At 66.6% G+C, this 12,867-nt stretch carries 15 protein-coding genes and 1 other RNA gene; 7 read left to right on the top strand and 9 right to left on the bottom strand.

Going from position 1 to position 12,867, the window contains the following annotated elements; translation table 11 throughout:
* Positions 1-47: 47 nt before the first annotated feature.
* The 3 genes from SIN08_RS18460 to ssrS form a co-directional block, all read right to left on the bottom strand.
* Entirely contained in the window at positions 48-872 is an 825-nt protein-coding gene (locus SIN08_RS18460; protein WP_322453069.1) for a TIGR00282 family metallophosphoesterase, read from the bottom strand.
* 10 nt (positions 873-882) lie between these two features.
* Positions 883-1,470 carry a 5-formyltetrahydrofolate cyclo-ligase gene (locus tag SIN08_RS18465; protein WP_322453070.1) on the bottom strand — a complete coding sequence of 196 codons (588 nt, stop codon included), beginning with the start codon at positions 1,468-1,470 and terminating at the stop codon, positions 883-885.
* Positions 1,471-1,565: 95 nt separating this feature from the next.
* A non-coding RNA gene (gene ssrS / locus SIN08_RS18470) (6S RNA) lies at positions 1,566-1,721 on the bottom strand.
* Positions 1,722-1,848: 127 nt separating this feature from the next.
* Between ssrS and SIN08_RS18475 the strand changes: the two genes are divergently transcribed.
* The gene (locus SIN08_RS18475) at positions 1,849-2,559 is read left to right on the top strand and encodes a hypothetical protein (protein WP_322453071.1); all 711 of its coding nucleotides are present in this window, start codon (positions 1,849-1,851) and stop codon (positions 2,557-2,559) included.
* On the top strand, positions 2,556-2,963 hold the full coding sequence (locus tag SIN08_RS18480; RefSeq protein ID WP_322453072.1) for a hypothetical protein: 408 nt from the start codon (positions 2,556-2,558) through the stop codon (positions 2,961-2,963). The genes SIN08_RS18475 and SIN08_RS18480 overlap by 4 nt, the downstream gene beginning before the upstream one ends.
* Positions 2,964-2,975: 12 nt before the next feature.
* Here SIN08_RS18480 and SIN08_RS18485 read toward each other — a convergent pair whose 3' ends face one another.
* The 6 genes from SIN08_RS18485 to hemC form a co-directional block, all read right to left on the bottom strand.
* A complete protein-coding gene (locus SIN08_RS18485) occupies positions 2,976-3,761 on the bottom strand; it encodes a glutamine amidotransferase (protein ID WP_322453298.1) in 786 nt (261 codons plus the stop codon).
* A gap of 8 nt (positions 3,762-3,769) precedes the next feature.
* Complete coding sequence (locus SIN08_RS18490) at positions 3,770-4,243, bottom strand: TerB family tellurite resistance protein (protein ID WP_322453073.1); 474 nt, start codon at positions 4,241-4,243, stop codon at positions 3,770-3,772.
* A gap of 147 nt (positions 4,244-4,390) precedes the next feature.
* Entirely contained in the window at positions 4,391-6,082 is a 1,692-nt protein-coding gene (locus SIN08_RS18495; RefSeq protein WP_322453074.1) for a heme biosynthesis protein HemY, read from the bottom strand.
* An 11-nt stretch (positions 6,083-6,093) separates the two neighbouring features.
* Positions 6,094-7,485, bottom strand: coding sequence for a phage tail protein (locus SIN08_RS18500; RefSeq protein WP_322453075.1), 1,392 nt, complete (start codon positions 7,483-7,485; stop codon positions 6,094-6,096).
* A 91-nt stretch (positions 7,486-7,576) separates the two neighbouring features.
* Positions 7,577-8,293 (bottom strand): uroporphyrinogen-III synthase, encoded by a 717-nt coding sequence (locus SIN08_RS18505; protein ID WP_322453076.1) that lies wholly within the window; start codon positions 8,291-8,293, stop codon positions 7,577-7,579.
* A gap of 10 nt (positions 8,294-8,303) precedes the next feature.
* A complete protein-coding gene (gene hemC / locus SIN08_RS18510) occupies positions 8,304-9,233 on the bottom strand; it encodes a hydroxymethylbilane synthase (RefSeq protein WP_322453077.1) in 930 nt (309 codons plus the stop codon).
* Positions 9,234-9,336: 103 nt separating this feature from the next.
* Here hemC and tsaD point away from each other — a divergent pair, with 103 nt between their 5' ends.
* The 5 genes from tsaD to SIN08_RS18535 are packed head-to-tail and all read left to right on the top strand — an operon-like array spanning position 9,337 to position 12,816.
* The gene (gene tsaD, locus SIN08_RS18515) at positions 9,337-10,425 is read left to right on the top strand and encodes a tRNA (adenosine(37)-N6)-threonylcarbamoyltransferase complex transferase subunit TsaD (RefSeq protein ID WP_322453078.1); all 1,089 of its coding nucleotides are present in this window, start codon (positions 9,337-9,339) and stop codon (positions 10,423-10,425) included.
* Positions 10,422-11,411, top strand: coding sequence for an NAD(P)H-dependent glycerol-3-phosphate dehydrogenase (locus SIN08_RS18520; RefSeq protein WP_322453079.1), 990 nt, complete (start codon positions 10,422-10,424; stop codon positions 11,409-11,411). Before tsaD ends, SIN08_RS18520 begins: the two co-directional genes overlap by 4 nt.
* A 27-nt stretch (positions 11,412-11,438) precedes the next feature.
* A complete protein-coding gene (locus SIN08_RS18525; protein WP_322453080.1) occupies positions 11,439-11,735 on the top strand; it encodes a YciI-like protein in 297 nt (98 codons plus the stop codon).
* The gene (locus SIN08_RS18530) at positions 11,735-12,160 is read left to right on the top strand and encodes an EVE domain-containing protein (protein ID WP_322453081.1); all 426 of its coding nucleotides are present in this window, start codon (positions 11,735-11,737) and stop codon (positions 12,158-12,160) included. The genes SIN08_RS18525 and SIN08_RS18530 overlap by 1 nt, the downstream gene beginning before the upstream one ends.
* Positions 12,160-12,816, top strand: a complete 657-nt coding sequence (locus tag SIN08_RS18535) for a methyltransferase (protein ID WP_322453299.1) — start codon at positions 12,160-12,162, stop codon at positions 12,814-12,816. The genes SIN08_RS18530 and SIN08_RS18535 overlap by 1 nt, the downstream gene beginning before the upstream one ends.
* Positions 12,817-12,867 lie beyond the last annotated feature (51 nt).

The raw sequence follows: 12,867 nt of genomic DNA on the forward strand, positions 1-12,867 counted from the left end.
CATCAAAAATCGCTGCGCGGCAGAGGTAAGGCCGGTTTGCGCGCCCGTCAACGCCAGAAGACGGGGACCGCCTCTTCTAGATGCGGGCCGAGCCGCAGCGGCGCGATCTTCTCCGCAAGCCCGGTCCGGTCGGATATCTCCAGCCCCACGCCGCAGATCGTGGCCGGCCCGTTGGCCGCCTCGAAGCGCCCCTTCGGTACTTTGGTAGTGAACCGGTTGAGCGGTTCTTCCTTGTCCATGCCGAGCGAGGAATCGTAATCGCCGCACATGCCGGCATCGGAGATGTAGGCCGTGCCGCCGGAAAGAATCTGGTGATCGGCCGTGGGCTGGTGCGTATGGGTGCCGATGACGGCGCTGACCCTCCCGTCCACGAAATGGCCGAAGCACATCTTTTCCGAGGTGGCTTCGGCATGGAAATCGATCAGCGCCGCATCCGCCTGCGCGCCCAGCGGACAGGCCGAAAGCTCCTCCTCGGCCGCGCGGAATGGGTCGTCCAGATCGGGCATCATGAAGACGCGGCCCATGATGTTGGCGATCAGGACGCGCGCGCCGTTGCGTGCCGTGAAAAGCCCCGAACCGCGCCCCGGCGTGCCCTTTGGGAAATTGGCGGGTCTCAGGAACCGCTCCTCGCGCGGCGCGAAGCCCAGCGCCTCGCGCTGGTCCCAGACATGGTTTCCGGTCGTCACCACATCCGCGCCCGCCTGCAGTGTAGCGGTGAAAATCTCCTCCGTGATGCCGAAGCCGCCCGCGGCGTTCTCGCCGTTGACCACCACGAAGTCGAGCTTGAAGTCGGAAATCAGGCCGGGCAGCTTCGCCCAGACTGCGGTGCGGCCGGTGCGCCCCACCATATCGCCGAGAAATAGAAGTCGCATATCCCTGCTCTTACAGGGGCGGGGCGAAGCTGCGCAAGCCGCTTTCGGTGAGGATTTCCGGGATGATCACGTCATGCGGCTCGTCGGGCACCTCCGCCACCTCCTGGCAATCGAAAGCGATACCAATGAGATGCCGCGCCTGTCCGTTCTCCCGCAGCCGCTCGATCGCCCGGTCGTAATAGCCCGCGCCGTAACCGATACGGTGCCCGCGCCGGTCGAACGCCGCCAGCGGGACGAGCATCAGCGAAGGCTCGAGCATGGCGGCCGTCTCGTCCGGCCCCTTGGTTCCGAAGCCCATGTCGACGAGTGGCGCTCCACGCTTGAGCTCGCGGAAGATCATGGTGGTCTTGTCGAGGAGCGCCGGCAGGCAGAGCCGAGCGCCCATTGCCGCCAAGGCCGCCATCAAGGGCCGTACATCGACCTCCGAGCGCATGGGCCAGAAGCCCGAGACCACCGTCCCCGGAGCAGGTGCGATCACCTCTGCCGCCTCCGCAAAGCCGAGGGATGCCTCCGCCCGCCAGAGCGGGTCGGTCGCGTCCCGGCGCGCCAACGCCTCCGCGCGCAGGGCGCGCTTTATCTCTCTTGCCGTCGTCGTCATGTGCTCACCATTTGCCGGCACCATAGGGCGACCGCCGTGCGACGGAAAGGCCGCTCAACGACATGGCGCGTCGACACGAACGACATGGGGGAAAACGGTGATCCACGGCAACCGATGGAATGTCGATCCCGGGAACCTACAAGGTAGGTGGGCGCCGTGTAGCCAAGCCCACGGGCAAGGCCAGGGACAGCTCCCTTTCGGATCGATAAGGCCCCGGGGATATGATTTCCTGTCGCGAGGCGCAGATCACCGTTCGCAATATAGGCCTCCTGCCACCCGCCCGCCAGAGGGCCGGGCGGCGATGGATGGGATTTTGTAACTTCCTCAATTCAGCTTGGGACTGAGGCACGTTTAGGGGATTCAGTCGGGAGGCGATGCGTGGTATCTTATCAACCACACGCGATGGGTGCAGCAGTGAGAAACGATAACTTCATCGGAATGGGTCTTTACACGCCCACAGAAGCGGGACGTCTTCTGCACGTGCCAAGTAAGAAAATAACACGTTGGCTGCGGGGGCACTCCGTCAAGGGAAAACGATACGAAAGACTTTGGCGTCCGCAAATCGTCATGGAAGACGATGCGATCTTTCTCGGCTTTAGAGATCTCATGGAAATGCGGGCTGCGGACGCCTTTATGAAAGCGGGTGTAAGTGCGTATATGATCCGCCGCGCGATCGAAGAGGCACGTAAGTACGTCGATGACGAACGCCCGCTGTCTACGACCAAGTTCCGTACCGACGGGCGTTCTATTTTCCTGGAGATTGCAGACGAAAATAACGACACGAAGCTGTTGGATCTGTTTCGGCGGCAATACGCTTTCAAGCGCATCCTCGACGCCAGCCTCAAAGGGGTCGAATTCGACGGAATCGCACCGTCGCGTTGGTGGCCCCTATCGCGTCAAAAGGGCATTTTGATCGATCCCCAGCGTTCGTTTGGACAACCAATCGAAGCGGAAAGCGGTGTTCCCACGGCCACGCTGGCCGCAGCTGCCCACACCGAAGGCATCAATAATGCATCAAAACTTTGGCGAGTTTCTCGCCAAGCGATGCGTCGTGCGGTGGAGTACGAGGATCTTCTGCAGGCTGCATGAAGGTCCTATTTGACAACTGCACGTCACCTGTCATGGCATCCACGTTGGATGGTTTTGTCCAGGCAAGCGGCCACGCGGGAGTGCATATACGCGATTTGCCCCTGCATAACCCAACCGACATCGAATGGATGACGTACCTTTCGAAAAGTAATGAAGACTGGCTCGTTATAACGGGTGATCAACGGATCCGCAAAAACAAGGCTGAGGCACAGGCCTTCCGTAGCGCCAATCTCAAAGCCGTTATATTAGCGTCAGCGTATCAAAAAACGCCAATGCACAGATGTTGTGCCGTAATAGTGCATCAATGGCCCAATCTTTATGACACGATCAAACGCTTTGAGGCGCCATTCATGCTGGAAATGAGTATAAATTTCTCTGGGAAGTTCAAACAGCTTTACTTCTGACAAACTACTTACTCACGCCACGCCGCGCCGCCCCACCTTCCTGTGTCCGACGGGCTTAAGCGCCTCCGCCTCGTCTCCGGCCTTCACCCCCGTCTGCGCGCCGGCGCCGAAGACCATCTCGAGGAACTCCACCAGCCATTGCTTCAGATGGGTATCCCAGATGAGGCGGCCGCCCAGATGGTCGCGGCCGGGCTGGGCGCCGGGAAGCACGAAGCGATGCGCGCCATGCACCACCCAGCGCTGCATCATGGTCCGCGTCAGCTCGGCATGGAACTGGATGCCCCAGGCATTGCGGCCGTAGCGGAACGCCTGGTTCGGATAGTGCTCCGCCGTCGCGAGCAGCGTGGCGCCGGAAGACAGCGAAAAGCCCTCGCGGTGGAACTGGTAGACCATCTCCGGCCAGTGCAGGAGCCGCCGCCCCTCCTCGGTCGCCCGAAGCGGATACCAGCCGATCTCGACCAGCCCGTCGTCGTGGCTTTTGACCTGTCCGCCCAGATGGTTGACCAGCATCTGGGCACCGAGGCAGATGCCGAGGAAAGGTTTGTCCTCTTTCAGCGGCACGGAAACCCATTCGGTCTCGCGCTGCACGAACTCGTCGTGATCGTTCGCGCTCATCGGCCCACCGAAGATCACGGCGCCCGCGTGCTCGGCAAGCGTGTCGGGCAGGGGATCGCCGAGCGGCGGCCGGCGAATGTCCAGGCTGAACCCGCTGCGTTCGAGAAGCTGGCCCACACGGCCGGGGCTGGACATTTCCTGATGCAGGACGACCAGGATCTTTTTCGCGTTCCCCCTGCCCATGTGCACGGCTACGCGTTTCCCTCCCCGCCTTCGGCCCGCTGGACACGCTGGCGCATCGTCACGCGGGTGCGCGTATCCACGCCGATGAGCTCGGCCACGCGCCAGACCAGATTGTCCTCAAGCTCGTGCAGCTCCCCGTCGGCATAGACGATCTCCCACATCAGCCGGATGAATTCGGCCCGCGCGTCCTCGTCCAGATTGTTCTTCAGAACGCTCGTGAAGATGTAGAGATCGACGGCTTCCGCCTCCGCCTCTTCGCCGGCTTTCATCAGGGCCTTCAGTTCGGGCCCCTTCACATTGTAGGCCGCCGAAAGCGTCTCCTTCAGCCGCTTCTGCTCCTCGGCGCTGCGCTCGCCATCGGCGTTCATCACATGGATGAGGAGTGCTGCGGCCGCCACCCGGGGGTCGTCCACGTCCAGACGCTGGGGTCCGCCGTCACCTGCTGGCAGATCCTTCAGGAAAGAGAGAATACGCTCGAACAAATCCGAATCCTTTGGAAAGCATTGTCTGCATCATGCGAAGCGGCCATCGGCCAAACAAGGTCTTTTTTCGCCGGATCGCGCCGAGGTGAGAAAAATGATCACGCGGCCGTGCGGTTCCCCGAACTGGCGATCATCGCCACACGAACATCAAAACAGGCGAAACCGCGACGAGGCCTGCCGCTCCGCATCCTCCGGTTCGACGCCGGGATCATCGGGCAGCGGCGGGCGCGCTTCTTCGCTCCGTTTGCGGGGCGGGGCCGCCTCGTCGTCCTCCCCGTTGCCGTTCGATGGAGCGGCCGCCTTCCCGCGCTCCTTCGGTGGCTCCTCGGGCTCAGCCGGCTTCTCCTCATCGATCTCCGGCTCCGGCTGTGCTTCTTCGGGTTCCGGCGGCGCTTCGGCTTCCCCGGGCGTCTCCGTGGCCTCGGGTGCCGGCTCGGCCTCCACGGTGACCACGGTTTCTTCGGGCACGGCGTCTTCGCTTCCCGAGGCTGTTTTTTCTTCGCGCGGCTCCGCTTCGATCGCCGGCAGCGCGAGCGCCTCTTCGCCTTCCAGAACCTGGCCGAGCCGCTCCACCGGCACGCGCCATTCGAAAGCATCGAGCTGCCCGGTCACGGGCGAGGCGGGCATCCACCGCTCCGAAACGAAGCCGTCGGCCACCCAGGCCGGGTCGCGCGGTGCGCGCACCGCCTTAGCGAGCCAGTGGCGCACGCGGCCCTGATCACCGGTTTCCGCTTCCTCGATATCGGCCAGAAGCAGGAAGGCACCCTCGCGCGGGGAAAGCCGTACCGCCGCTTCCGCGGCGCGCCGCGCCTCCGTGAACTCGCCCGCGTCGAGCGCGGCGCGCGCGACCGCCAGTTCCGATTCGGCATTGTTCATCCGCAGCCGGCCGAGCTTCTTCGCCCGCACAAGCCGGTCGTGGGTGGAATCGCCCGGCCGCGCGTGTACATAGACCTCGGCTATCTCCGGATGCGGTTCCTTTTTCCACGCCGCCTCCAACACCCTGGCGCCGCGGCGCAGGTCGTTCTGCCTGAACAGCGCCCGTGCGGCGGTCACCGCGGCGGGCACGAAGTCCGGCAGCTGGCGGTGTGCTTCCAGCGCCGCCGCCTGGGCGGCGGCCGGATCGACGTCGAGCTGCTCCATCGCCTGCGCCGTCAGGAGCACGGCACGGCGGCGGGTCTGCGTTTCGCGATCACCCTTCTGCTTCTCCACCAGGCGGAGCGCGCCTTGCCAGTCTCCTTCCTGGGTCTTGGCGTCGAGCGTGGCATCGACCGCCCAGCCGAGCTGCGGTGCGGCCTCCGCCGCCTTCGCCGCGTATTGGCGGGCCGCCTCCCGCTCACCCAGCCGCTCGGCCTCTAGGTAGAGCCCGCGCAGGCCCAGCAGGCGCGTTTCCGGATCTTCCGCCATGGTGGCAAACTTCCCGCGGGCCGCGTCGTGGTCGCCTTCGAGGAGCGCCGCCTGGGCATCGAGCAGCCGGATCAGTGGCTCGCGATCGGCCGGAAGCAGCTTCGCCGCCTGCTTGCCCATGCGCCGGGCCATGCCGCCATCGCCGGCACCCGCGGCAATCATGCCGGTGGACAATGCCTGATAGCCACGGTCGCGGCGGCGGGCGCGAAAATAGCGCGCCACGGCGTGCGGCGTGTTCCAGATGCTGCGAATGAGCCACCACAGGAACATGATGGCGGCGACGGCCAATACCAGAAGCACCGCGGCCACCACGAGCGACACCTCGTAACGGTAGCCGGCGAAGGTGATGACGATGTCGCCGGGCCGTTCCGCCAGCCAGGAGAAGCCAAGTCCGACAAGGAAGACGACGACAAGAAAGAAAAGGACGCGAACCATGAATGTCTTCCTCAAGCCGGCTGCAACACGCTGGAGAGCGTCTCTTCAAGGATCCGGTCGGCCGCCTGTCGCGCGCGCAGCTTTTCGGCGAAGGCGCGGGCCGCCTCCTGCGCCTCCGGCGGCAGCGATTCGTATTCGGCAAGGGCCTGGCCGTAATCGCCGCTCTCCACCGCCGCCTCCATGCGCGCGGCGACTGCCTCCGGCGCATTGCCCTCGACCTCGCCCACCGGCCTTACCGTGACGACGGAGCGCGCGCTCGCCATCAGGCGGTCCAGGAAACCGGCATCCCCCGCAGGAGGGGAAACCGCCTCGGCAATGCGCGAAGCCGCCTGCGGCGCCTCGGCGGCCAGTTCCGCGCGGGTGGGAATGCCGGTCTCCGCATAGGGGCGAAGGTCGGCGAGCCCCTCGGCCTCCGGGGAAAGCGAGGCGAAAGTTTCGAGCTCGCGCGCGAAAGGTTCGCCGCGTTCCACCGCCGCGCGAAGCGCCGATGCGGCGACCACTAGTGCCAGGCGCGGGCCCTCGTCCATCTCCTCGAACCGTGCCGTCAGCGCATCGAGCCTGCCGCTCAACGCCTGTAGCTGCTCGGCATTGGCCTCCGCTGCCTGCTGTGCTGCCGCCGACGCTTCGCGCAGGCCTTCCAGTTCCGAGGCGAGTGCCGCGATGCGCTCGCTCGTCTCGCCGTTGCCCGCGCCTTGGGCGCCGGCCTCGGCAAGTGTCGCCACCTGGCTTTCCAGTTCGGCAATGCGGGTGTCCAGCGCCTCGAGGCCGGCATTTTCCCCAGCGCCGCCCGAGGAGACGGCGTCCTGCAGCGCCGCGAGGCCCTGGCGAAGATCCGCGATCTCCTGGAGAGGTCCGGCAAGCGCCTGTTCCAGCGCTTCCCCGGACGTCCCGGCCGGCGCCGCCTCGCGCAACTGCGCAACCTCGCCCGACAAGGCTTCCATCTCCTGGCGAAGCTCGGTCACCGCCGGGTCGGGACCCGCACCGCCGTCCTGCATCCTTTCGAAGACCTGCATGCCGCCGGCAACGACACCTCCGCCGACCAGACCGGCGATCACCGCGAGCGCTATCGAACCCGTCCTGCCGCGCGGCTTCTCCTCTCCCGGAGTTTCGGACGGCGGTGGCTCGGATGCCGGCGGCCCCTCGCTTTCGGGAGCCGCCTCTCCTTCGACCGGTCCCAGCTCCTCCTGTGGAGTGCCGTCATCCGCATCCGCCTGCGCCTCGACATTGGGCTTCTCGGTATCGGCGGCGCCTGTTTCGTGCGAAGGTGATTCGGTCTCCTCAACCCGCGGCTGTTCCGTTTCGGCCGTCTCACCGGGCGCGCCTTCCACCGAATCGGCTTCCAGATCGATCGTTACCGGGTCCCGCTTCGTCTTGGAATGGCGTGTCCTAGGTGTCTTGGCCATCAGGCACTCCGCTGGCAGTTCCTATCCGTGCGCACTGGTGCAGCGCAGCACCTTCACTACCATAGGAGAGCAACATGGCCAGAGTCCTGCGTCATATTCGACTTTCCAGCAGAGAAAGCATCGCTGCCTCGTTCGGTTCCCGCGCCACCACCGCCGCGGCACGCAATTCCCGCGGTAAAGCCTCGGCGATTCGCGGAGAAAGGGCATAGAGGCAGGCGTTTTCGATCAGTTCACGCGGGATCGCCCGGCCGATGAGCTCCGAGAACGTCTGCGCGGCGAGAGCGGAATAGAAGAGCGCCGCATCCACCGGGAGTCCCCGAAACGCCGTCTCCACAGTACCCGCGGAGGGCGACAGCGGCCGCGTATCGTAGGTTTCGCAGACGACCGGCGCGAGGCCGGCGCCGGCAAGCTCCTCCTCCAACACGTCCCGCCGCACTTTTCCGCAGAGAAGGAGAACCCTGCTTTCGCGTGCCATCGCGCCGGCGATACGCTTCACGAGGCCCCGCGCATCCCCGGCGCCCTCGTCGACGGGTCCAAGCCCTGCATCCCGGACGGCCGCGCCGGTCGCCTCCCCCACGGCAAAGACAGGCAGACCGGCCAATCCCCGCAGAAATTCGGGCGGCGCATACCGCACGGCATTGGCGCTTGAAGCGGCCACCGCGCCGAACTGCCCCCGTGGCGGAGTGAAAGGTCTCACGGGCGTGATTTCGGTAAGCGGCAGCACCACCGGCTCGAAGCCAAGCGCCTTGAGCCTTTCGGCGGTGCGCGTGGCACCGGGGTCCGGCCGGGTCACGAGCACGCGGGCCATCGGCAGTCCTTCAGTCCCAGGAATCGAAAAAGCGGTTGCCCGCCTTCTCGCGGATGCGCGCTCCGGCATCCGCGCCGATCTCCGCGGCGTCGTCCACGCTGCCTTCGCCGGCGATCTCGTGCGCCTCGCGCCCGTCCGGCGTCAGGATCATGCCGGAAAAGCGCAGGTTCTTCCCTTGCACCTTCGCCTCGCCCGCGATCGGCGTGCGGCATGAGCCGTCGAGCGCGGCGAGGAAGGCTCGCTCGCAGGCAAGCGCCGCGCCCGTCTGCGCGTGACGGATCGTCTCGACCACGCCTCCGACCCGGGCGTCACCGACGCGGGTTTCGATGCAGATGGCACCCTGGCCGAGCGCAGGCGGAAAGGTCTCGGGGTCCATGACGGCGCTCGCCACGTGCTCCATCTTCAGCCGTTTCAATCCCGCCAGAGCCAGAAGTGTGCCTTCGGCGACGCCGTCTTCCAGCTTCTTCAGCCGCGTCTGCACGTTGCCACGGAACATGCCGACCTCGAGATCGGGCCTGAGCCTGAGCGCCAGCGCCTGCCGGCGCAGCGAGGACGTGCCGAGCTTCGCCCCTCGCGGCAGGTCCTCCAGCCGCTCGACCCGCCGGCCGATGAAGACGTCGCGCACGTCCTCCCGCTCCAGGAAGGCGGAAATCTCGAGTCCCTCCGGCAGGACGGTGGGCATGTCCTTGGACGAGTGCACCGCCAGATCGATGCGGCCGTCGATGAGCGCCTGCTCGATCTCCTTGGTGAAGAGCCCCTTGCCGCCGGCTTCCGACAGGGGCCGGTCCTGGATCCGGTCGCCGCTGGTGCGGATGACGGCGATCTCGAACGCCTCCTCCGGCAGGTCGTGCGCGGCCATCAGCCGTGCACGCACTTCCGCCGCCTGGGCCAGCGCCAGGGCACTGCCGCGCGTTCCGATTCTCACCACATCCGTTTGCATGTCGTCATGTCCGTGCTAACCGGCATTCTCGAAAACCGTGACCGGCCTCACCGATACCTATCGGGGAATGGCCCGGTCGGCAACACGGGGCAAGTGGCGCCGAATGACACGCGTGCTGGGCATCGAGACGAGCTGCGACGAGACCGCCGCGTCCGTGGTCGCACGCACCGACGACGGCGCCCCCGCGATCCTCTCCAACGTCGTGCTGAGCCAGATCGAAGAACACGCGGCCTTCGGCGGAGTGGTGCCGGAGATCGCCGCCCGCGCCCACGTGGAGGCGCTGGACGGCGTCATCGCGGCGGCCCTGGCCGAAGCGGGGCTGACGCTCCACGACACCGACGCCCTCGCCGCCACCGCCGGCCCCGGCCTGATCGGCGGGCTGATCGTCGGGCTGACCACGGCAAAGGCCATCGCCGCGGCCACGGGAAAGCCGCTCCTGCCCATAAACCACCTCGAAGGCCACGCGCTGACGGCGCGCCTGACGGACGGTCTCGACTTTCCCTATCTGCTTCTGCTCGTCTCCGGCGGCCACACGCAGATCCTCCATGTACAAGGCGTCGGGCGTTACGGGCGCTGGGCAAGCACCATCGACGATGCCCTGGGCGAGGCCTTCGACAAGACCGCCAAGCTTCTCGGCCTGCCCTATCCCGGCGGGCCGAGCGTGGAAAAGGCCGCGTTCCAGGGAGACCCCGCCCGTTTCACCTTCCCGCGCCCGCTCAAGGGGGAGGCGCGGCCCGACTTCTCCTTTTCCGGCCTCAAGACCGCGGTGCGCCGCGCCGCAACCGAGCTTGCGCCCCTGTCGGAGGATGACGTCGCCGATATCTGCGCCTCCTTCCAGCGCGCCGTCACCGAGACCCTTGCCGACCGCGTCACCCGCAGCCTGGAGCGCTTCCGCAAAGCGCATCCCAAGCATGCCCACCCCGCCCTGGTGGTGGCCGGCGGCGTCGCCGCCAATGCCGCGATCCGCAACACGCTTGAAACCCTGTGCGCGAACGAAGGTTTTACCCTGGTGGCGCCACCGGTGAAACTGTGCGGCGACAACGCCGCCATGATCGCCTGGGCCGGTCTGGAGCGGCTGGAAGCAGGGCTTGTCGAGGAAGATGCGCTCGCCTTCGCCCCGCGCCCGCGCTGGCCTCTCGATGCCGGGTCGGACCCTCTCTACGGCGCCGGCAAACGCGGAGCCAAGGCATGAGCGAAAACCGGACGATCACCGTTCTGGGAGCCGGCGCCTGGGGCACGGCCCTGGGGCTGACGATGCACCGCGCCGGCCACAAGGTCACGCTGTGGGCGCGCGATCCGGCGCTCGCCCACGAGATCGCGCACGCGCATACCAACAGCCGCTATCTGCCGGGCGTGACGCTCGACCCTGAGATTGTCGCCCTGGATGACATCGCGGCCACGCTCTCGGGCGCGGGGTGCGTGCTGACGGTCACGCCCGCGCAGAGCCTGCGCGCCGTGCTGACCCTCGCGGCTGAGACGCTTGCGCCGGATGTGTCCGTCGTCCTGTGCGCCAAGGGCATCGAGCGCGACACCGGTCGGCTGATGTCGGAAGTGGCCCGCGAGGTCCTTCCGCAAAACCCGATCGCGGTGCTTTCGGGGCCCAGCTTTGCCGCCGACGTGGCGCGCGGGCTACCGACCGCCGTCACCGTGGCCGCGAAGGACGCAGGGCTCGCCGCCAGGGTCGCCGCCGAGCTTTCCGCGCCCAATCTGCGCTGCTATTCGAGCAGCGATGTCGTCGGCGTGGAGATCGGCGGCGCGCTCAAGAACGTGCTGGCGATCGCCGCCGGCGCCACGAGCGGCGCGGGGCTCGGCGCCAGCGCGATGGCGGCAATCATCACCCGCGGCTTTGTCGAACTCAGGCGCATCGGCGCCGCCTTCGGCGCCGAGCCGGAAACGCTGATGGGACTGTCGGGGCTCGGCGACCTCATCCTCACATGCAATTCCGCCCAGTCGCGCAACTACGCCTACGGGCTGGCGCTTGGCCGTGGCGAGGACCTGGACGGCCTGCCGCTCGCCGAGGGGGTCTATACCGCGGGAATTGCCGCGCGGATCGCGCGCGAACGCGGCCTGGACGCACCGATCATCGGCAGCGTGACCGCGATTCTCGACGGCCGGCTCACGGTCGAGGCGGCCATGCAGGCCCTGCTCGCGCGGCCGTTGAAGAGCGAGGCCGGCTAAGCCGGCGAATGAAGGAGGGAAAACCGCATGATCTTCGTCATCCTGTGCCGGGACAAGTCCGGACACCTGCAGGTCCGCCAGGACACGCGCCCCGAGCATGTCGAATATCTCGAAAAGCTCAATGCCGCCGGCACGCTGAAATTCGCCGGTCCCTTCCTGGATGAGGAGGGAAAGCCCTCTGGCAGCATGGTGGCCGTCGAGACCGAGAATCGCGCCGCCGCCGAGGCGATCGCCAGGGCCGATCCCTACGCCCTTGCCGGCCTGTTCGAAACCGTCGAAATTCGCCCCTGGAACTGGGTTTTCAACAAGCCGGAGAACGCGTGATGGCCTATTGGCTGTTCAAATCGGAGCCCACCTCCTGGTCTTGGGAGATGCAGAAGAAGAAGGGGGACAAGGGCGAGCAGTGGGACGGCGTGCGCAATTACCAGGCACGCAACAATATGCGCCAGATGAAGGTCGGCGATCTCGGCTTCTTCTATCACTCGGTCAAGGAGACGAGCGTCGTCGGCATTGTCGAGGTCATCGCGCTGGCCCACCCCGATTCCACCACCGACGACCCGCGCTGGGAATGCGTCGACATCCGCGCCGTGAAGGACATGCCGAAGCCGGTCTCCCTCAACGACATCAAGGCCAATCCGAAGCTTCACGACATGGTGCTGGTCAACAATTCGCGCCTTTCCGTCCAGCCCGTGAGCGAGGCGGAGTGGCGGGAAGTCTGCCGCATGGGCGGCCTCGACAAGGCGCCGTGATCGCCAAGCCGTCACCCGACGACGCACGCGCCTTCATCAAGGCGAACACATCGCTCGTCCGCCCGCCGCACGTGCCGGAGATCGCTCTTCACCTCGCCGACGAGGCCCACGAGATCTGGCGCCGCACCGAGGAGGAGCTTCAGGAAATCGGCCTGCCGCCGCCCTTCTGGGCCTTCGCCTGGGCGGGCGGCCAGGGGCTCGCCCGCTACGTTCTCGACCACCCGGAAACCGTGAAGGGCCGCGCGGTGCTGGATTTCGCCGCCGGTTCGGGCCTTGTCGCGATCGCCGCCTGCAAGGCGGGGGCCGCCCGCGTGAGGGCCACCGACACGGACCCTTTTTCCGCGGCTGCCTGCCGCCTGAACATGGCGGCGAACGGCGTGGTCTTCGATTTCACCGCTGAGGATCTGATCGGCACACGCCCGCCCTGCGACGTTCTGCTCGCCGGCGACGTCTTCTACGACCGCCTGCTTGCCGAGCGGCTCACACCCTGGCTCGCCGATCTCGTCCCGGACGGAACACTTGTTCTCGTCGGCGATCCCGGCCGGGCCTACCTGCCGAAGGACCGGCTCGACCGGCGCGCCGTCTATGCCGTGCCGGTCACCCGCGCGCTCGAGGACGCTGAGGTCAAACGCACCACCGTCTGGCGGTTCTCTTGACGTATCATGCCGCCGGGCATTCAATCGGCCGGCTGAACCTTCAGGAAGGGC

This window comes from Chelativorans sp. M5D2P16 (assembly GCF_034427935.1).
Taxonomy (GTDB): Bacteria; Pseudomonadota; Alphaproteobacteria; order Rhizobiales; family Rhizobiaceae; genus Chelativorans.

Bases quoted from the DNA above. Each gene is read 5' to 3' on its own strand.
- SIN08_RS18495 (WP_322453074.1), bottom strand. From the start codon at position 6,082: ATGGTTCGCGTCCTTTTCTTTCTTGTCGTCGTCTTCCTTGTCGGACTT.
- SIN08_RS18505 (WP_322453076.1), bottom strand. From the start codon at position 8,293: ATGGCCCGCGTGCTCGTGACCCGGCCGGACCCCGGTGCCACGCGCACC.
- SIN08_RS18525 (WP_322453080.1), top strand. From the start codon at position 11,439: ATGATCTTCGTCATCCTGTGCCGGGACAAGTCCGGACACCTGCAGGTC.
- tsaD (WP_322453078.1), top strand. From the start codon at position 9,337: ATGACACGCGTGCTGGGCATCGAGACGAGCTGCGACGAGACCGCCGCG.
- SIN08_RS18460 (WP_322453069.1), bottom strand. From the start codon at position 872: ATGCGACTTCTATTTCTCGGCGATATGGTGGGGCGCACCGGCCGCACC.
- SIN08_RS18520 (WP_322453079.1), top strand. From the start codon at position 10,422: ATGAGCGAAAACCGGACGATCACCGTTCTGGGAGCCGGCGCCTGGGGC.
- SIN08_RS18500 (WP_322453075.1), bottom strand. From the start codon at position 7,485: ATGGCCAAGACACCTAGGACACGCCATTCCAAGACGAAGCGGGACCCG.
- hemC (WP_322453077.1), bottom strand. From the start codon at position 9,233: ATGCAAACGGATGTGGTGAGAATCGGAACGCGCGGCAGTGCCCTGGCG.
- SIN08_RS18485 (WP_322453298.1), bottom strand. From the start codon at position 3,761: ATGGGCAGGGGGAACGCGAAAAAGATCCTGGTCGTCCTGCATCAGGAA.
- SIN08_RS18465 (WP_322453070.1), bottom strand. From the start codon at position 1,470: ATGACGACGACGGCAAGAGAGATAAAGCGCGCCCTGCGCGCGGAGGCG.
- SIN08_RS18480 (WP_322453072.1), top strand. From the start codon at position 2,556: ATGAAGGTCCTATTTGACAACTGCACGTCACCTGTCATGGCATCCACG.
- SIN08_RS18530 (WP_322453081.1), top strand. From the start codon at position 11,735: ATGGCCTATTGGCTGTTCAAATCGGAGCCCACCTCCTGGTCTTGGGAG.